Annotated in this window: 18 protein-coding genes and 1 pseudogene; 12 read left to right on the top strand and 7 right to left on the bottom strand. The window is 62.9% G+C overall.

Annotation, left to right across the window (positions count from 1 at the left end; all coding sequences use genetic code 11):
- Positions 1-12: 12 nt before the first annotated feature.
- From OG203_RS31485 to OG203_RS31455, 7 genes are all read left to right on the top strand, one after another.
- Entirely contained in the window at positions 13-1,005 is a 993-nt protein-coding gene (locus OG203_RS31485; protein WP_405160855.1) for a hypothetical protein, read from the top strand.
- Complete coding sequence (locus OG203_RS31480) at positions 1,002-1,790, top strand: SDR family NAD(P)-dependent oxidoreductase (RefSeq protein ID WP_405160854.1); 789 nt, start codon at positions 1,002-1,004, stop codon at positions 1,788-1,790. The genes OG203_RS31485 and OG203_RS31480 overlap by 4 nt, the downstream gene beginning before the upstream one ends.
- 34 nt (positions 1,791-1,824) lie before the next feature.
- A complete protein-coding gene (locus OG203_RS31475; RefSeq protein ID WP_405160853.1) occupies positions 1,825-2,964 on the top strand; it encodes a hypothetical protein in 1,140 nt (379 codons plus the stop codon).
- Positions 2,965-2,967: 3 nt separating this feature from the next.
- Positions 2,968-4,071 (top strand): hypothetical protein, encoded by a 1,104-nt coding sequence (locus OG203_RS31470; RefSeq protein ID WP_405160852.1) that lies wholly within the window; start codon positions 2,968-2,970, stop codon positions 4,069-4,071.
- Positions 4,020-5,804 carry an asparagine synthase (glutamine-hydrolyzing) gene (gene asnB, locus OG203_RS31465; RefSeq protein ID WP_405160851.1) on the top strand — a complete coding sequence of 595 codons (1,785 nt, stop codon included), beginning with the start codon at positions 4,020-4,022 and terminating at the stop codon, positions 5,802-5,804. Before OG203_RS31470 ends, asnB begins: the two co-directional genes overlap by 52 nt.
- A gap of 260 nt (positions 5,805-6,064) precedes the next feature.
- Positions 6,065-6,340, top strand: a complete 276-nt coding sequence (locus OG203_RS31460) for a histidine phosphatase family protein (RefSeq protein WP_405160850.1) — start codon at positions 6,065-6,067, stop codon at positions 6,338-6,340.
- A complete protein-coding gene (locus OG203_RS31455) occupies positions 6,273-6,548 on the top strand; it encodes a hypothetical protein (protein ID WP_405168203.1) in 276 nt (91 codons plus the stop codon). Before OG203_RS31460 ends, OG203_RS31455 begins: the two co-directional genes overlap by 68 nt.
- Here the strand turns inward: OG203_RS31455 and OG203_RS31450 are convergent.
- The 4 genes from OG203_RS31450 to OG203_RS31435 form a co-directional block, all read right to left on the bottom strand.
- Complete coding sequence (locus OG203_RS31450) at positions 6,545-7,519, bottom strand: aminoglycoside phosphotransferase family protein (protein WP_405160849.1); 975 nt, start codon at positions 7,517-7,519, stop codon at positions 6,545-6,547. The genes OG203_RS31455 and OG203_RS31450 overlap by 4 nt on opposite strands.
- Positions 7,516-8,151 (bottom strand): AAA family ATPase, encoded by a 636-nt coding sequence (locus tag OG203_RS31445; protein WP_405160848.1) that lies wholly within the window; start codon positions 8,149-8,151, stop codon positions 7,516-7,518. Before OG203_RS31445 ends, OG203_RS31450 begins: the two co-directional genes overlap by 4 nt.
- A gap of 2 nt (positions 8,152-8,153) precedes the next feature.
- Positions 8,154-9,104 (bottom strand): hypothetical protein, encoded by a 951-nt coding sequence (locus tag OG203_RS31440; RefSeq protein ID WP_405160847.1) that lies wholly within the window; start codon positions 9,102-9,104, stop codon positions 8,154-8,156.
- Between the two features lie 84 nt (positions 9,105-9,188).
- A complete protein-coding gene (locus OG203_RS31435) occupies positions 9,189-10,418 on the bottom strand; it encodes a methionine adenosyltransferase (protein WP_405160846.1) in 1,230 nt (409 codons plus the stop codon).
- A gap of 380 nt (positions 10,419-10,798) precedes the next feature.
- On the opposite strand from OG203_RS31435, the gene OG203_RS31430 reads away from it, so the two are divergent.
- The 5 genes from OG203_RS31430 (at position 10,799) to OG203_RS31410 (ending at position 15,681) form a co-directional block, all read left to right on the top strand.
- Positions 10,799-12,256: a class I adenylate-forming enzyme family protein gene (locus OG203_RS31430; RefSeq protein WP_405160845.1), complete on the top strand. Its 1,458-nt coding sequence runs from the start codon at positions 10,799-10,801 to the stop codon at positions 12,254-12,256.
- On the top strand, positions 12,249-13,487 hold the full coding sequence (locus OG203_RS31425; protein ID WP_405160844.1) for a type III PLP-dependent enzyme: 1,239 nt from the start codon (positions 12,249-12,251) through the stop codon (positions 13,485-13,487). The genes OG203_RS31430 and OG203_RS31425 overlap by 8 nt, the downstream gene beginning before the upstream one ends.
- Positions 13,484-14,686, top strand: a complete 1,203-nt coding sequence (locus OG203_RS31420; protein WP_405160843.1) for an acyl-CoA dehydrogenase family protein — start codon at positions 13,484-13,486, stop codon at positions 14,684-14,686. The genes OG203_RS31425 and OG203_RS31420 overlap by 4 nt, the downstream gene beginning before the upstream one ends.
- A 79-nt stretch (positions 14,687-14,765) precedes the next feature.
- Positions 14,766-15,032, top strand: coding sequence for a phosphopantetheine-binding protein (locus OG203_RS31415; protein ID WP_405160842.1), 267 nt, complete (start codon positions 14,766-14,768; stop codon positions 15,030-15,032).
- A gap of 133 nt (positions 15,033-15,165) precedes the next feature.
- Positions 15,166-15,681: a response regulator transcription factor gene (locus OG203_RS31410; protein WP_405160841.1), complete on the top strand. Its 516-nt coding sequence runs from the start codon at positions 15,166-15,168 to the stop codon at positions 15,679-15,681.
- A gap of 410 nt (positions 15,682-16,091) precedes the next feature.
- Here OG203_RS31410 and OG203_RS31405 read toward each other — a convergent pair whose 3' ends face one another.
- The 3 genes and pseudogenes from OG203_RS31405 to OG203_RS31395 all read right to left on the bottom strand — a co-directional run bounded on the left by OG203_RS31405 (position 16,092) and on the right by OG203_RS31395 (position 17,544).
- Entirely contained in the window at positions 16,092-16,328 is a 237-nt protein-coding gene (locus tag OG203_RS31405) for a glycosyltransferase family 87 protein (RefSeq protein WP_405160840.1), read from the bottom strand.
- Positions 16,329-16,374: 46 nt separating this feature from the next.
- Positions 16,375-16,494, bottom strand: a pseudogene (locus OG203_RS31400) (hypothetical protein); the annotation flags it as partial.
- 255 nt (positions 16,495-16,749) lie between these two features.
- Positions 16,750-17,544: a histidinol-phosphatase gene (locus OG203_RS31395; protein WP_405160839.1), complete on the bottom strand. Its 795-nt coding sequence runs from the start codon at positions 17,542-17,544 to the stop codon at positions 16,750-16,752.
- Between the last annotated feature and the right edge of the window lie 117 nt (positions 17,545-17,661).

Here is a 17,661-nt window from a genome sequence, read left to right as displayed (position 1 = left end):
GCGAGCGGAGATGTGCGCACCCTCATCGCTGACGTGCATCGAACCGGATGTCGCCGGGACACCGATACTCAGCGACGGCCGGAAATGGACGGCGGCACTCATTTCGTGACTCTAGTGAAGCCGGAGGTTCTGCGGACCTCCAGCGCGGCCGACGCGATGGTGGAGGTCGCGCGGGTGCTCGGCGAAGCCGATGTGACCATCCTCCGCTGTGCTCTCATGCTGGCCAAGGACTTTGGCGAGCTCGGGTTTCTGATCCAGCACTATCCCCGTCTGCACCGCATCGCCGTCGACGGAGCCCTGGGATTGTGTTCGGATGCGCGCCGGGAGCTCGCCTCTTTGCTGGACCGGACGGGGGCCATGGTCGCTGTGGGGGCGTTTGAGGTCGGCGCTCACGACACGGCGCTGTCCTCGGCGACGTTGGAGGCGCGTTGCCGACAGGCGGGAATCCACAAACTGGGGTCCGGCTCGTACGCCTCGGTGGTAGAGCTGAACAGGCATCCCGTCGCGGTGCTGAACGGGTTCGTGCCAGCCCTAGCATCGAGCTACTGTGACCCCACAGCATTGGTCGGCCTTATCGAGTGCCACAGCTACCGGGAGATCGCCGATCTGCGCACCCAGGTCCTCGGCGCCCTCGACCCATCTGCTGCGTCGCCGACCTCATTGCGTGGCGCGCTGGGGACGTTGGTCGGGCACCACGGAATCACGTTGTCGGCGGGCTGCAACGGGGTGCATCTGTCGGCAGGCCACCTTGAAGGGATGTTCCAGTCATGGCGGTACTTCGCCGCGGCCGATGGGCACGGCCTGGACCGCACTGCACTAGGCCGTTCGCTGGCTGGTCGCGGTGTTGCTATGGAGGCCGCGGCGGCACTAGCAGCCGATCACAACATTACCGAGGACTCCGGAAAGACGGTGACGCCGCATGGCGTTACCGAAAATCTCAGTCGCGAGGCGGTCATCGACCGTGTGTGGCAATGGACTGACACATTGAGAGGTTCCAACGCATGACCAGTGTTCCGAGCGGATTTGCCGGTCGCACCGCAGTGGTAACAGGTGGGGCGCAAGGCATCGGGGCCGCGGTGGTCGAGCGGCTGTGCCTCGAAGGCTGCCGCGTTATCATCTACGACAAAAGTGCCGATCATGGCCGTGCCAAGGTGGACGAGTTGGGGCAGCGCGGTCTTCCGACGCACCTGGCGGTCGGCGATGTGACCGATTTAGCTGCAGTGGAGGCGGCTTTCGCGGGTGTGCCATCGGACTGGTTGACGCCGACTCTTCTGGTGAACTGCGCCGCTGGCTTCGTCTTCGAGGGCATCGGAGCGACTACGGAGCAGTGGCGTTCTGCCCTCGATCCCACCATCATCGGCCTCTCCATGGTCACGCGGAGGTTCGTAGACGGCTTGCCGGAGCACACTCCCGACGCCGCGATCGTGAATATGGCGTCGATCTCGGCACATATTGCTCAGGAGGGCTACCTGACGTACAACACGAGCAAGGCGGCGGTGCTCGGATTCACCCGCTGCGTGGCGCAAGAGCTTGCGCCCCGGGGTATCCGGGTCAACTCGGTGAGTCCCGGAACGGTGTGGAACGCCAACAACGAGCGCTATCACCGTGAGGTTCTCGGCCTCGATCGGGCGGCGGCCGAGGCAGCCCCCGAGCACGGAGGCAAGTTCCTACTCAGGCGATTCGCGGACCCGGCAGAGGTCGCGTCGCCGATCGCGTTCCTACTGTCGCCCGAGGCAAGTTTCATCACAGGCGTCGATCTTCCGGTCGACGGCGGATATCTGGCGGTGTGACATGCAGGAACGGACGGATACAGGGGAGATACCAGTGCATGTCAGCCGACTCGCAGCAGCGAGCCCCGTCGGCGCGAACACCCGGCGGCTACAAATACGCGATCACCGGGTCACCGTCGTCACAGCTTCGGCCGGAGCCGCGGGGCTGGTTTCCGAAACCTTCTACCCGGAGGGGATGTTGAGCGTCTTCGGAACCGAGGAGACGCACGAGTCTGACCTGACGATCGTCGACCTGACTTGCGACCATGCCGAGATTCGCGAGCTGCTTCAGGCGGTGGCCACCACAACCCAAGGCGAATACGAACTCACCAGGAACTATCGACTGCCGCGGTTCGATTGCGGCAGCCACACGGTTTTCAGGCTCCAGGACGTGAACTCCGATGAGGTGGCCGCGCTCATCCGCACCGATCGTCGCGTGACCATTGTGCGTCCCCCAACGGATCTCGGTGATAGGTGGCTCACACGCATCATCCGCGACGTGGCAACCAGATACGCCAAGGCCGACGGGTCGCTGATCCTGCACTCCTCGGCGTTCGTCTTCGATGGCGGCGCATATCTGGTGATCGGTGACTCAGGAGCGGGCAAGTCCACGACGGCCATTGCGCTTGCCCGGTTGCTGGCCTCCGGCGGGTGGATGGGCAACGATCGTATCCACCTCGATTCGAATGGTCCGCGCTACCAGGTGACAGCGTGTCCGCTTCCCTTGGCGGTCAACAAAGGGTCGCTCGACGTCATGGGCGTTACCGGGTTTCAGAATTGGCCCGTGCGTGCAGGCATCCCAGGGCCCGGGTCGGACTGGGACCGGTTTCAGGGCGAGGACAAGCTGAAGCTGAGTTCCCGAGAAGTCAATCGCTACCTCGGCGTCCGTGTCGTGCCCGAGGCGGTCCTCGCTGGCGTGATCCTTCCCGCGGTCGACCGCGAGGCGGAGTTCTTCTGCGAACTTGCGAAACCCGACCACGCCGCTGCCGTCATCACACGGAATTGTTTATCTCTCGACGACAATCTCTACGGTGAGGACTGGCTAGAGGTGACAGTCCGCAGGCGTGGCGCGTCCCCATCGCTTGACGGTTTCCTCGACCACATCGCGAATCTTCCCGTGCTGAGCTGCTCCGTTGGTAACGCGGCCGATGTAGCCAGGCTGATGGTCGACTTCCAGCATGCCGTGGGGGTATGAACGATGCCCTCCTTCCGCCGACACATCGCCGACATCCGGGGCATGGACGACTTCGACGAGGATGCCGTGCTCGCGAAGACACATCTCGTCGACGGTGACATCTTGATGCTCTCCGGCTCTTTGGTCGACGGCTCGGGCACGCCGTCGTCGGATTTCGATTTCTGCGTCATCGCCCAGTCGGAGGACGAGCGGTTTGACCGGGCCACCTTCCCTCGTGAAGACCACATGAGGTACTACACGAGCGGTGACCGGGTCAAGGCCAGCTTCGACTACCTGCCGGACAGTCTGCTCGGAGTGGACGTCGAGTACTGGACGGTCCAGAGCATCTCGGACATGCTCGCCGCCCACAGACGGCTGTACGGCCACATGACAAGTCGTGCCCGCAAGTCGTCCAGTTTCGCTTCGTCGGCCGTAGACTTCCGGCTGCTGTCCCGTCTGACGTACGGTGTTGCACTCACGAACGATGCCGAGTTCCGCAGGATCACGAGCGACCTGGTCTCTGGTGAAGTCGCATACACGGCATTCCGCACCGCTATTGGCAGCTACCCGGACTTCCGCGATCTGGCCGGAATGTGGGTGCAGGGTGACTACGAGTCCGCGCTGGTGGCGGCTCGCAAGCTCGGCGTCGACACGTTTCGCGGCCTGACCCACGCCTACGGAAACACGAATCGCAACCCGAAGTACCTTGGCCGTTTCCTGTCCCGACTTCCTGAATCACTGTCCGGGTTGTCCGAAAGGTTCCGACGGCTGAACGCCTATGGCGTGCCAGATGCGGCCGATGCACCCGATGCGATCCTCACCTGGCTTGACCTCATCGACCTGGCATTCGCCGAGATCCGACTGGTGCGCGACGACGTCGAGGCGTTTGTCAGCCGGCTGGACTTCCTCAACCTCCTGAAGGAGGAGCTCCACGAGACTATGAGCTGGAACCCGGAGATCTCGAACGAGTACTGCTTCCGTTCCCGCGAGGCGAGCGACGATGTTCCCCCGCTCCGTGAACTATTGGCAGCCATGGAGAAGCGTAGCGCGGTCGAGCACGCGCTACCGCTGCACCGGTGGGCGGCAGGTCGGCCCGCGCCTGCTGGCGAGAACAACAAGTCCGTCTGATGTGCCGAATCCACGGCTATTTCGGACGAGAGTTCGATGGGTCTCTGCTGGGCGCAGCACGGGATGCTCAGCTGTCAGGCGGGCCGGATCACCAGCACCACGTCACGGGCGACGACTGGGGCCTGGGGTGCAATCGTCTTGCCATCCAGGATCCTGACAGCGGATTTCAGCCCTTCACCAACGCAGACCGCTCTGCACACCTGGTCTTCAACGGGGAGATCTACAACTTTCGCGCCATCAGGAACGAGCTCGCGCGGCACGGCGTGCATGTCGACGGCGACTCCGACGGCTCGATCCTGCTGCCGTATTACGAACTACACGGTGACCGTTTCGTAGATCGGCTCGAGGGGATGTTCGCCATCGCGTTGGTGGACTTGCGTTTCGGACCTCGGCTGAAGCTGTGGTGCGATTCCCTTGCCATCAAGAGCGTGTACTACGCAGTCACCGACGGCGGCGTAGCCTTCGCGTCCGAGCTGCGGGGCCTGGCCGCCCTGCTGCAACGACCGCTCAACGTGGACACTTTTGCCGTTGACGACTACCTGAACTGGCAGTGTCTGCACGGCGCGACGTCGCTGTACGACGGGGTGTCTGCGCTGCTTCCGGGTGAGTATCTGGTCTGTGACGGCAAGACTGTCGTCGAACAACGTCCACAGGAGCTAGGCGCGCCGGACGACGACTACACACCGAGTCGGCTGCGCGCACTGTTGTCCGGGGAGGTGGCGCGTATGACACTGCAGGACGCCCCTATAGCTGTTCAGCTCTCGGGTGGGCTCGACTCAAGCATCCTCGCGACGTTGCTCAGTGAGTGTCGCGATGACGTCACCGGCTTTCACGTTACCCATCAGGGCAGCCACTCGTCCGACGAACTGGTCTTTGCCCGTGCCGCCGCAGCGCACGCCCGCATTCCGCTCCAGGTCGTCGAAGTCCGGCAGGCCGAGCTGCCGGACATGATCCCGGCCATGGTGACGGCACTCGGCGCACCGAATGCGACTCCGCACGCACTCAGCGCGTTCATGCTGTTCCGGGAGATCTCGCACAGCAGATTGCGGGTCTGCTTTGTGGGGGACGGGGCAGACGAACAGTTCGGCGGCTACCGTCGGTACAGCACTGCGCTTGCCGCGGGCGACGACGATTGGCAGTCTCGCTATCTCGATCGGCTGTCACTGGTCCCCCATGCGGAGTATCGGCAGCTCTACACTCCCGAGTACCGCGATCTGATCGACTCGGGTGTGAGCAGCCGACAGCGTTCCCTGGAACGGCTTAGCCGCCGGGCTACGTCACGTCTGGAGCAGATTCTGACCCACGATCGGCTGCACAAGCTGCCGAGCCTTAACCTGCGCAAGCTCGATCATCTGTCTATGGCGCACGCGGTCGAAGGTCGTGTTCCCTACTGCCAGCCGGGCGTCACCAGATTCGCGCGGCATACTGCCGATGCGCTGAAGGTCGACGGATCGCGTCGTAAGCAGATCCTATGGGACGCAGGCGAAGGTTTGGTTCCAGCGGAGGTCCAGGGCCGACACAAACAGCCGTTTACGTTCCCTGTCAGCGCCTTCATGACACCGCCCACCAAATTGTGGGACTTCGTTGTCGACGTCCTGTCGCGGCCGCGGCTCTGTTCCTCGGGCTTTCTGGACAAGGCTGCGGTACGGAATTTGATCGCGGAACACACATCAGGTAGGGACCACTCGCGGTTGCTGTGGGGTCTGATGGTTCTGGAGTTATCGCTTCCATAGCTCTCTTCACCAACCCTACAAGGGAGGTACGCAAACAGTGCGAAATATCTATATCGTCACGCACCTGGAGGCGACGCATCACGTCCAGAAGATGGTCGGCGGGTGGGCGTGATGCGCATCTCAACCCCGCCGGCGTCGACCGCTGTCAACGGCACGCGAATCATGGATCTGGCACAAATTGTGCAAACCGTGCCAGATCTTTTTCACGTGCTGCCGACAACCGCGCGGCGGTCTCCATCGCGGAGGCATTGAGGGCCGCGATGCCCGACTCAGCCGAGGGGCAACTGGACTCGTCGGACTTGCAGCGCACTCGGCAGACGGCCGTAGCAGTGAGTGACCGGTTCGGCGTGCAGCCGATCCTGGATCGCAGGCTGCGCGAGAAGTCCTACGGAGAGGCCGAAGGCAGGCCGCAAGCCTGGTTGGACCAGTGGTTTGTTCCGCCGCCGGTCGCCGGGGATCGGATGGGACATGACGAAGGTGTCAGGTGTCGAGACCAAGGCAGTGTTCGCGCGCCGCGTCTACCTGGCTATGGATGAGATTCTGAGCCGTTTCTGCGCGTATCAGACTATCGTGGACCCACGGTTCCGCCCTGACGTTCATCATCGCGGCCTGGATCAAGATGCCTATCGAGTCAGTCGACTATGCCAATTCCGAGCACCCTCCGGCAGCATCACGACGCTGCGCGAAGAGAACTTCTTTCACAACCGCCAGGTCGTCAGTCTCGGTGACACCCGTCTTCTCTAGCGCACGCCCTGATCAAGTGCTGCCGCGACCTCTGCGACTAGGCCCAGATTGTGTTGGAACCGCGACCAGAAGCGGGAGACCCAGCCGAGATACCACAATACGAGATCCGGGTCGCGCTGCTTGAGCAGCGCGACGTGGCTATACCTCGGCAGGAACCAGACCGCCCCGAGCTTCGCCAGGTCGCTCGCGCTCGCGTACGGGACGTGCAACCGTGCGTGCATTCGTTCGAGGAAGTGACGGACAACTGGCGGGTGCAACACGAAGTCGCCGCGTCCCCGGCGGCACGTGAGCCACAGTGTCTTGCCAGCATCGGCCGGCCGACGAGAGAAACCAGTTTCATCCCAGTCGATAACGGTGGCCTGCCGAGATTCGTTGAAGATCAGGTTTTGGCCATGCAGATCGCCGTGATAGATGACGACGCCGTCTAGGCGAGTCAAACGCGCAGCACTTGCCAGAAGGCCGACGATGTGATGGTCCATTGCCTGTGCGAGGCCGGACCACTCGCCGACCAGCATCGGAGCCGCCAGTCTGCGCTCCCGCTGCCAACCGGACAGCCACGGCGACGCGTAGTCCCCGATCAGGTCCTCCGCGACCTCGATGCCTGCGTCATGTGCGGCCAGGTCGCCGAGAACATCGGCGACCTCGACGATGTGGTGCTGTATGTCATCCGATGAGGCTCCGCTCGCGAACGGCCGGATCACCACCAGAACGGGGTGTTCCGATCCGTGGAACCCTATATCGGTCACCGGCGGATACCAGAGCGTCCCTCGGAGCATTGCATCGACGTGCAATATCCGTTGCAACTCGACCTCGGAGGACCGACTTCTGCAATGAACCTTCACCGCGAGCGGGCGGTCCCCGTCTGTGACCCGATAGGATAAGTTGACGCCTCTGCCATCGAAAATCTCGGCGTCGCCACGCGCGACAACATCCATAGCATGTTGGACCTCGAACAGTGACACCTTGGTCACGAGTTACGATTGTCGCAGGACACGTCGTTCCTGAGCCAATCGGTGACCGCGCTGATTAGCTCAGGCACCGATTCTGCGCTGTCTAGCCGCAGCACCGGGCACGGCAGCTCCGTCAGCCACCGCTCATGTTGGGCTCGGCTGCGCCCGGAGAAATTCGCGTCGTCATAGCCGCGCGCCCAATCCATGAACTCGTGGTGGGCGGCTTCATTGAATCCGCCTTGTTCGATCGTGTCGCCGTACCTGAGGACTTCACGGTTCATCAACCGATCCATGCGCGCGTGCGGATCGACGGTGAGAAATACGACGCCATCGAACATCTTGATGAGGCTGTCGCCCCAGCCCATCAAGGAGCCCGAGAGGATCCAGGCATCGCGTGGCAGAAACAGCGAATTCATCAGGGCCAGCCGGTCTTCGATCGGGCGTTTGTATGTGTACGGCGGGGAGGTCGCTATCCAGAAGTAGTCGTCGACATCCGCGTGAGGTACTGACTGCAGGGAGGCGAGTGCGCGGCCCAGTGTCGTCGTCCCGACTCCGCTTGCCCCGGTGACGAGTAATCGATGCGAGTGAATGGTGTCATCTTTCCTGTCGATCTCTTGTGGCCATGGTGCCTGCACGCCCGAGGCATTCGCCATTGCTAGACCTTTTCGGATAGGTAGTCGGCGAGCCGATCGACCTCCTGGTGGACATTGCGGAAGTCGTATCGGAAGCGGAACGAAGGCAACGCGGTCAACGCGTTACGCGTGCGCTCGAAACTTCCGGGAGACGGCTCGTGGCCGAAGATGTTGAGATGCTTGTTCGGTAGTTCCAGGATGTGTTTCCCCAACAGTTCACTGCTGGCGAGGGGCGACACCGCAGCCAACTCGATCTCTGACGGGTCATTGGCCAGACTCAAGTAGACGAGCGCGTCGACCCTGGTTGACTGTCCGATCTTCGTCTGGAAAACGTCGGCGTATTCCCACGGATAGAGGAGTGCCGTCCCGTGCGGTTCGACTCCTGATTCGCGAAGACTCATCAGAGTCTGGTTGGCGGGGTGCGACAGCGATGACCGGATGGCCTCTGCCTCGTCCCGGCCGAATAGAAGCTCCAAGGTGTCCAACCGCACCGAGATGGATCGCGGCCATCCGACGCCGGTGACACCGTCCTGGCCGGGCAGTGCCGTCATACTCACATCGTCATTGCAGACCATGACGCCGGACCTGTTCAGGACGCTGGCCATGATGAACGAGGTCTTGCCTGCTCGGCTACCGCCGACCAGCGCCACTCCGATGCCGTTCAGTTCCACAAGTCCTGCGTGCAGGAACAGCACACCCTGCCGACTCGCCGCTGAGCGGTGCATTGCTCGGGTGGCCCGAAGGGCGGACTGGGTGACCCACGGGTAGCTGCGGGGCGCGATGTGGAAAAGGGTCTTCTCGGCATAGTCGACCGCGTAGTCCACGGCCACTTCGCCTTGTGCCGTGACTGACTCCGCTTCGGCGCCATCCGGGGGCGCCACCGCGTCCGCGACCACCTGCCATTCTCCCGGCTCTGACGGGCCCGCGTCTATAGCTAGATAGGGCGCCGCGAGGCGATGGACATGCTTGGCCACTGCCACCGTGCAGGTTAGGCCGGTGCATGTGAAGCATGAACGAACCGTGTACCGACGCATCGAACTGCTATGCATAGCCGGGCGTCACCACATCACGATGCCGGTGCTGACCAGTTGCGTAGTGATCCCGGAAACGTCGGCGAGGGATCGCTCCACGATCTCGCGGAGCCGCGCCTCCTCCTCGGCGTCTGGCTCCCACCCGAGCACCCGGACGATGACCTCGTCGGGGGCGCCGAGCGGGGCTTCCTTCGATGTGAACACGTGCGTCTCGACCGGCAGGCCCGTCTCCCGGTGGATCTCGTCTGCGAGATCACGGGCAAGCACACCGTACAACTTGCCGGTGTGATCCAGGGGGTTCTTGCCCGCGGGGGCCTCGATGCTCATCGAACGCATGGGCGTGATCAATCCGTTTATCCGGTTGCCTCGTCCCACCACGCCCACATCACCGGTGTCCGCGACAGATCCGAGTGCGGTCAGATAAGGTCGGCCATTGCGGTCGGTCGGGTTGACCAACAGCTTCGGTCGCGTGCCGAGGAGGCGTTCGCTGAACGCGCCGATGTGTTCCTCGCATTGCAGTTTGCGGGCGAAGTAGTGTTCCAGCGAGCTGATTTGTGCCGCCAGGAAAGGCATGTTGACGATCAGTTTAAAGTCTTCGCCGAACCGGCTCCCGAACACCTTGACGTCCCAGCCGGTGTCCGGGTTCGACCCCTTGAACTCGGCACCGTTGATGTACTGTTCGACGCCGAGCACCAATTGCTCCAGGCGGCTCAGCGGAGCATAGCCATGTAACAGGTTGCAGTCGTTGGATACCAGTCGCGGATCGCCGATCTCGATCAGGTCGTCGAGAACCTGTGGCCGATACCGTGAGTGGCCCCGGCCAGCGCCTTGGTGGTCGACGATCTCGCACTGCACGGTTAGGTGCCGCTTAGGATCGAAGCCTGTGGTCACCTCCGACAGGACCTCAGCTGCGGCTTCGAAGAGCAGCTCGCGCAGCGGAATCGGCTGATCGCCGAATGTGTAGGCACCCTTGCCTGCGAACAGAATGGTGTAGGGCTTGGTCAGATCTCCGCGGCCGTAGTCGATGTCGGCCTCACCGCCGAAGAGCATCACCTTGTCGAACCAGTGGTGCGCGACTCGGCCGAATTGCTTCTGGCAATATTCTGAATAGCGACGCGAGGCTCGTTCCGCAATGGCGTCGCACATCGTGTCCGGATGTCCGATCCCCTTACGCTCCACGAGCTCGTAGGGCAAGTCCTCGATGTCCGCGGAGGTGTCGGGCAGAATACGAACAGTGCTGAGGTGTTCGGCGGTCATTCGGTCCTCACTCTTTTGTGTGCTGCGGTACGGCAGCCTGCCGTGTCTCGGCAGTCAACAGTCGAAGAAGCCCATTATGAGCGCGATCGCGACAGTCTCTTCGGTCGAGGGCTTCGGATCGCTGCGACTTCGCCAGGGCGTGGCGCATCCCGATCTCATAATACGGGGCCATATCGTGACATGCGTAAAAACAAACCTGTTTCTAAATAAAGTCTAATCGCCTTCTAACGCCGCTCTAATTCTCTCATCGTGCAGCTGTTGTCGTTGTTGGGTGAGTCTTCCCATGCGTTCCAATCAAGGGTTAAAACCGAGTCGGTTCCGTTGACGTCCAGCTCGGCGCTCTGTACGTTTTCGAGCATCACGGGGAGGTTGAGGAATATATGTGCGGCGAATCGAAACCGCTTTTTATTCACGAGCTCGTTGCGAACGCCGCCGCACGAAGTCCGGATACGGTTGCGGTCGTCGATCTCAACGGTTCGTGGACCTATGCGGAGCTGAACAGGTACACGAAGGAATACGCATCAGGCATCGCTGCGGCAGGTGTCCGCGCCGGTGACCGGATCCTTATCCGTGCCGCCGCTGAGCGCTGGGTCCTCGCCGCGATCTACGCCTGCTCCCGCATCGGCGCAATAGCTGTGCCGCTCAGCCCCGATCTTCGACCGGGGCAATGGGAGCAGATCAGTGGCGACGCGGAACCGGCACTCGCGCTGAACGAATCGCCGCCGGCTGTTGGCCCGGCGACGAACTGGGAGCCGCCATCGGCGATTGACGCCGGTCCCGGCGACGCAGTGCTCTTCCTCTATACCTCGGGCAGCACTGCTGCGCCCAAGGCTGTCGTGTGTACGCACGGCCCGGTACTGTTCGCGACGACTGCGATCGCCGCTCGGCTGAACTACCGATCCGACGACGTGGTGTTGTGCCGACTCCCGCTCTCCTTCGACTACGGCCTATACCAAGCGTTTCTGACGGCTCTCTGCGGGGCGACGTTGGTGCTGTCCGGAGCAGGCGGCGACGGCGGCTTGCTTGTGACCATTCGCCGGTACGGCGTAACCGTGGTGCCAGTGGTGCCCTCGCTCGCGACTATGCTCGTCCGGCTTGCGGCACGCGGAACGGCCGACACGATTCGCCTGTTCACAAACACCGGCCAGGAGCTGACGGCGCTACAGATCGATGCCCTGCGCCGAACTTTCCCGTCCGCAGCCGTCCAGCTGATGTACGGCACCACCGAATGCAAACGGATCACAATCGAGGAACCTGACGGCGACCTGGCCCGACCCGGTTCGGTGGGGTCGCCGCTGCCCGGCACGACCGTCCAGATCGTCGACCAGGAAGGCCGCCCGCTGCCGCCTGGTGTGGAAGGCCAGATCACGGTTGCCGGACCACATCTAATGAACGGTTACTGGCGGGACGACGAGCTCACCGCGCGGACTTACACCAGCGACTCTGTCACCGGCGAAAGGGTGCTTTACACCGGCGATTACGGTCGCTTCGACGGGGACGGCAACCTGTACTTCCACGGTCGTCGCGACCAGCTGTTCAAGCATCGAGGTATACGCACGAGCGTCGCTGAGATCGAGGCGGCGGCGCGCGCGGTGCCAGATGTCGACGATGTCGCCGTGCTGCCGCCACGTGGTGAAGACGGGGCGGTGCTGGTCGCCGTCACCGATCTGACATCCGCTGAGGTCTTGCGGCGGCTCCGTGAGCGGCTGGAGCCGATCAAAGTGCCTGCGCGTTGCCAGGTGTTAGCGAAACTTCCGCTCGGGACCACGGGTAAGACCGACCTTGCGGCGTTAGCAGCCATGGTTTACGGCGAGAATGTGCAGGCCATTCGTGTCTGACATCGCCACGCTGACCCGGAAGTACGGGAGCCCGCTCTACGTCTACCAACTCGACGCGGTAGTGCGGGCAATCGCAGATCTGCGGGCCGCTCTGCCCACGCAGTCAGTTGTCTACTACTCGCTTAAGGCGAACCCGCACATGGCGGTAGCCCAGGAGCTGCAAAGGTCTGGCTGTAGGGCGGAGGTCAGCTCACCCGGTGAGCTGGCGACCGCCTTGAAGGCGGGCTTCCTCGGCGAGGACTGTCTCTATACCGGACCAGGCAAGACCGACGTGGAGATCGATGTCGCGCTCGCCTGCGGGGTGCGTCGGTTCTCCGCCGAATCCGCCGGTGAAATCGGCCGAATCGGTCGGGCTGCGCGGGCGCACGATACCGAGGCGACGATCCTGTTGCGCGTCAACGGCAGTTCCGCTGGAGCGACCGGGCTTCGGATGACCGGGGCAGAGACCCAGTTCGGGGTGGACGAAGGGCAGGTCATCGCGGATCCTGCGCACTTCACGGAGGTCCCCGGTGCCCGCCTGGTGGGTTTGCATCTGTTCCCGCTCAGCAATGCCCGCGACGAGAGCAGTCTGATCTCGGCTTTCCGGGCGAACATCGCCCTCGCGGCACGGTTGCGCGATCAGGCTGGACTGCCGCTGCACGTGATCGACCTAGGTGGCGGATTTGCTACGCCCTACGCCCGGCCGGGCCGGCGGCCGACCTATCCCGGTCTGCTGGAGGCCTTGAACGCCTCGCTGGACGAAGGTCTGCCCGGCTGGCGGCACCGCGATGTCGAGGTGGCCTTCGAGTCGGGCCGGTACTTGGTCGGTGACAGCGGCCGCCTCGTCACAACCGTTCAGGACGTCAAGACCCGCGGGAATCGCACTTTCGTCGTGCTGGACGCCGGGATCAACCACCTCGGTGGCATGAGTGGGCTGGGAAGGCTGGTCCGACCGGCGGCCACCCCAGACCACACCGGCGGTGAGACCTCGACAGTGACGCTGGTCGGACCGCTGTGCACCCCTGCCGACGTGCTCGGTCGCGACGTCGAAGTGCCCGCTCCGGCTCCAGGTGATCTGCTGGTCGTGCCAAATGTGGGCGCGTACGGACTGAGTGCCAGCCTTGTGGCGTTCCTTGGACGGCCTGCACCGACGGAGGTGGTGCTTGCGCACGATGAGGTGGTCGACGCGAGCCGGTTACACCTGGCCTACGAAAACGTTCCCGCCGCGAAACTCACCCCGGAGGTGTCGTGACGAAGGCCGCTGTGATCGCCGCCGAGCTGGCTCCAGTGCTGGCGCGGCATGCGGCGAAGGCTGACGCCGACGCCGAATTCCCGCACGATAGCATCCAGGCTCTGCGTGCGGCCGGTCTCTTTGGGCTGTTGGTCCCTGCCCAGTACGGCGGCATGGGCGGTGACCTCGGAGACATGATCGACGCGGCGGTGGTGTTGGCTGGTGGGTGCCTGTCCACTGCGATGATCTGGGCGATGCACTGCCAGCAGATCGACACCGTCGTGCGTCACGCAGGTGACCGACTGCTCGCGGACCTACTTCCGCGTGTCGCTGCGGAGGGGTACTACCTCGCCTCGATAACCACCGAACCTGGCAAAGGGGCACACCTGCTGACTGCGAGCTCCGCGATTGTCACAGCAGACGAGCAGCTGTTGGTGCGACGTAACGCGCCGGTTGTGACCGGCGGTGAGTTCGCTGACGGATTTCTGGTCACGATGCGTGCGAGCGCTGACGAACCGCCGAATCGGGTCAGTCTCGTGTATTTGGACCGCAGCCAGGTTGAGGCCGAAACCGTGCGTGACTGGAACGCAATGGGCATGCGCGGCACACGAAGCGTCGCAATGGTGCTGTCCGGCACTGCCTCCGCCGACCAGCTGATCGGGGCAGCGGGTGGGTTTCGAGCGGTGGCTGTGGACAGCATGATACCGGCAGGTCATCTGGCTTGGTCGGCGTGCTGGCTCGGTGCGGCACGGGCGGCCCTGGACTCGCTGGTTTCCCTCATCAGATCCGCGGACCGGCCAGCCAGTATCAACACCGACAGCGATCTCGTCCGGCACCGTCTCGCCCGTGCCCGGGTGGAGCTTGAGCTCTGCGGTGGCTACCTGCTGCACATCCGCAACGAAGTGCTGCACCGCAGGCATGCCGGGCAGGGGATGGACGACTACGCCTTTCAGATCAAACTGGACACACTCAAAGTAGCCTGCTCCGAGTTGACGTTCTCGGCGGTGGACCGCCTGGTCCAGCTGGGTGGCGCGATGACCGGCTACCAGCGAGATGCGCCAGTGCCGTTGGAGCGGCATTTCCGTGATCTGCGATCGGCGAGCCTCAACTATGCCAACGACCGCCTGCTTACCACGATCGGCGCGCTGACCTTGCTGGACGGTGCAGGCCGCCTCGCTGAAGTTCCAAAGACGGTCCCGGGTCCGTGCCATGCGGAGTGAGAAGAGGGATTCGACATGAAGAGTTCCGACCGCACCGTTCCAACTGTGGCCGATCCAAATCCCGGCAAGAGGAGTTCACATGACCCGGCAAACGTGGGCCGAATCGTTCGAGAAGACGTTGCGTACCTATCTACCTCTCCTGTCGGCCGATCAGGAGGTGACTCCGGATCTGAATCTCGCCGATCACGGTCTCGACTCGTTGGCCACTGTGAGTCTCCTGCTCGATCTCGAGGAGACATTCGTCGTAACGATCCCCGATCATCTGCTCTCCGTGACCACCTTCGCGACGCCTGCCGGGCTTTGGGAGGTCATCGACAGTCTTCGGGACACGGAGACGATCCAGTGACCGCGTCGACTGTCTCACGCCTATGACCTTCGGGACAGCTTCCGCTGTTCGACAAGCGGCGACGGGAGCCTGTGCGTTGATTCGGGTCGCGATCGTACTGCCGCACCCGTTGGTCCGGTTGGGGATCGAGCATGTGCTCGCCACAGACGGACGTTTGTGGGTGGTTGGCTCGGCCGACACCGCTGATCCCGTCGACATGACGGCATGGAAGGCCGACCTCGTTGTGTGCGGGCCCGACCTCTTGTCCGTGCTCGGCGGTGGCTGCCCAACTGTGGTGATCACGCCTGAAATCGCGCAGGCCCCCGCCGAGGCCGCGGCGGTAATCGGGTGGCGGGCGAACCCCGACCAGCTCATGACTGCCGTGCTCCGGGCGGCGACCGGTCGACCACAAAGCGTCGGTCTCGCTCCAGAGAAGGGCAAGGGGCAGCTCGGTAAGCGAGAGATCGAGGCCTTGCGGTGGGTTGCTCGCGGCCTGACCCACCGGCAGGTCGGACGCCGGATGGGGCTGACCGAAGAGACAGTGAACACCTACATAAAGCGCATTCGCTCCAAGCTCGACGCCCACAACAAGGCTGCACTGACCCGACGCGCCATCGAACTGGGCTACCTGGCCGGTCATGAGGCGTTCACCTCGGAGTCTGCTGAGTAGTCCGCAGACGGCAGGTCATGACACGCCGCTCGAAATCGGAACGAGGCCGCCACCAGCCACACTGCGATGATGAGAGCGACGATTGCGAAACTGGCCGCGTACAACTGCTCGACCATACTCATGTGTAGCTGCTTGGTCGACTGTTGGGGAACTCCCCACCAGAACAGTCTTGTGGCGAACACGCCGCAACAAAACACGACGACCACAGCAGCCGCGACTGCTGAGCGCGACCGCCAGGCCACCGTACCGACCGCGATCAGCGTCGGCACGATCCAGACCCAGTGGTTTTCCCAAGATATCGGTGAGACCAGCAGCGCGGTCAGTGCACACAGGCATGCCCCGGCCCACTGGTGCACCGCGCCGGTACACCAGCACGGCCGCACCGAGACGGCGAACAGGTCCTGCCGAATTCACCCGGTGCACACGAGATACACCACGAAGATCAGTGGGATTAGTTTCAGTCCTGCGGCCAGTCCGATCGCAATGCCCTGGCCTCGTGCGTCGGAACGAAAAAGGTCCCACGCTACGAGGAGCATCAGCACGATGTTGACCTGGCCGGTCAACATGTAGACGTCTACCGGGGTGAGTGGCAGTAGGAGCACGGTGAGCCCCAGCGTGCCGGCGCGGAGTCGGCCCCTGCCGGTCACGCCGCAGGCACAGCCAGATGGTCGCGATGAGGCAGGCCGCTTCAACCGCGCTCCACGCCACCATCGCAACGGACAAGGAGGGCAAAGACAGGACCCCGAAAACCAGGGCCGCGAAGAATGGATAGATGAACGGCAGCACTCCCACCGGGGGAACGTAGATGCTCATTCCATGCCGGACAGCACCACCTGCGGCACGGTACGCAGCCAGATCCACGGCCCACAGGTTCCAGTGGTGGTGTACCGCGAGCTTGGCGACAGCGATACCCCCTGCTACCAGCAAACAAGCTCCGACGACCATCCAACGGCGCAACCGCGCGACAGCCGGCCTCGCTACCGATACCAGTCGCTGGTGTAGGTCATCAGACCACCGTCCCCATTCATACCATTCCCCCACGGCATTTCCCCTCACAAAAACACGGCCCTACAACGGACGGCGATGGCGAACGCGATCACGGAATACATACCAGTCTCGGTAGCCCAGTTCGTACAGATGATTACGGACTGCCTCGAAGTCATCACCGATCCTGTCTGGCCGGTGAGCATCCGATCCGAATGTCACTTTCACGCCATAGAAGGCGGCTCGCTCCAGTACATCCGGCGACGGATACCATCCGCCGACTTGCTTTGTGCTACCGGAGGTGTTGATCTCCATGACCACGTCCGACTCAGCGATGTCACGCAGCATTCGATCCACGGCGGGTGTACGAATCTCCGCGATCTCCGGACAGTCACCTTTGATAGCGTCGACGTGCCCAAGGATGTCGAACAACCCGCTGCGCGCGGAGCGGCCTACAGCGGCGCAGTAGCTTTCTTTCTGTTCGAGCAGATCCGCTTCGATCCAACGTGCCGGGTCGAAGATATCGCGATCCCCTAGCACGTGCACCGAGCCGATGATGTAGTCCAACGGGTAGTGCGAATATATTTGCCGATACAGATCACAGTGGTCGTCGAAGAAGTCGGATTCCACTCCGACCAGTACCGTGATCCGTTCCCGGTACTCGGCGCGGAGCGCCACGGCCTCGGTCACGTATTTAGGGAATTCCGACTTGGCCATAGCTACCCAGGGTTTGAAGTGGTCGACTGGCTCGGCGAAAAACGGCGAGTGGTCGGATAACCCAATGGTGTCCAGGCCGGCTTCGATCGCGGCTTCGATCATTTGCCGAAGGGTGCCTTCGCCGTGGCCGCATCGGTTGTGATGGGTATGCAGATCGAACATGGCTCCAGTCCTGTTGCTCATTGACACCCCAGATGATTGTCCGGCCGCGCAGTTGTGGCGTCGATGTCCCAGTTCTGGGACGGTGCCATGAATAGGGACGACCATCAATCCGACCGT

The organism is Nocardia sp. NBC_01499 (assembly GCF_045040275.1).
Taxonomy (GTDB): domain Bacteria; phylum Actinomycetota; class Actinomycetes; order Mycobacteriales; family Mycobacteriaceae; genus Nocardia.
The sequence above is the reverse complement of the archived record's forward strand: the minus strand, read 5'-3'. Positions and strand labels throughout refer to the sequence as shown.

What these genes read in the sequence shown, in the direction of transcription:
- OG203_RS31480 (WP_405160854.1), top strand. Translation starts at nt 1,002, where the DNA reads ATGACCAGTGTTCCGAGCGGATTTGCCGGTCGCACCGCAGTGGTAACA.
- OG203_RS31470 (WP_405160852.1), top strand. Translation starts at nt 2,968, where the DNA reads ATGCCCTCCTTCCGCCGACACATCGCCGACATCCGGGGCATGGACGAC.
- OG203_RS31460 (WP_405160850.1), top strand. Translation starts at nt 6,065, where the DNA reads ATGCCCGACTCAGCCGAGGGGCAACTGGACTCGTCGGACTTGCAGCGC.
- OG203_RS31455 (WP_405168203.1), top strand. Translation starts at nt 6,273, where the DNA reads ATGACGAAGGTGTCAGGTGTCGAGACCAAGGCAGTGTTCGCGCGCCGC.
- OG203_RS31445 (WP_405160848.1), bottom strand. Translation starts at nt 8,151, where the DNA reads ATGGCGAATGCCTCGGGCGTGCAGGCACCATGGCCACAAGAGATCGAC.
- OG203_RS31435 (WP_405160846.1), bottom strand. Translation starts at nt 10,418, where the DNA reads ATGACCGCCGAACACCTCAGCACTGTTCGTATTCTGCCCGACACCTCC.
- OG203_RS31430 (WP_405160845.1), top strand. Translation starts at nt 10,799, where the DNA reads ATGTGCGGCGAATCGAAACCGCTTTTTATTCACGAGCTCGTTGCGAAC.
- OG203_RS31415 (WP_405160842.1), top strand. Translation starts at nt 14,766, where the DNA reads ATGACCCGGCAAACGTGGGCCGAATCGTTCGAGAAGACGTTGCGTACC.
- OG203_RS31395 (WP_405160839.1), bottom strand. Translation starts at nt 17,544, where the DNA reads ATGTTCGATCTGCATACCCATCACAACCGATGCGGCCACGGCGAAGGC.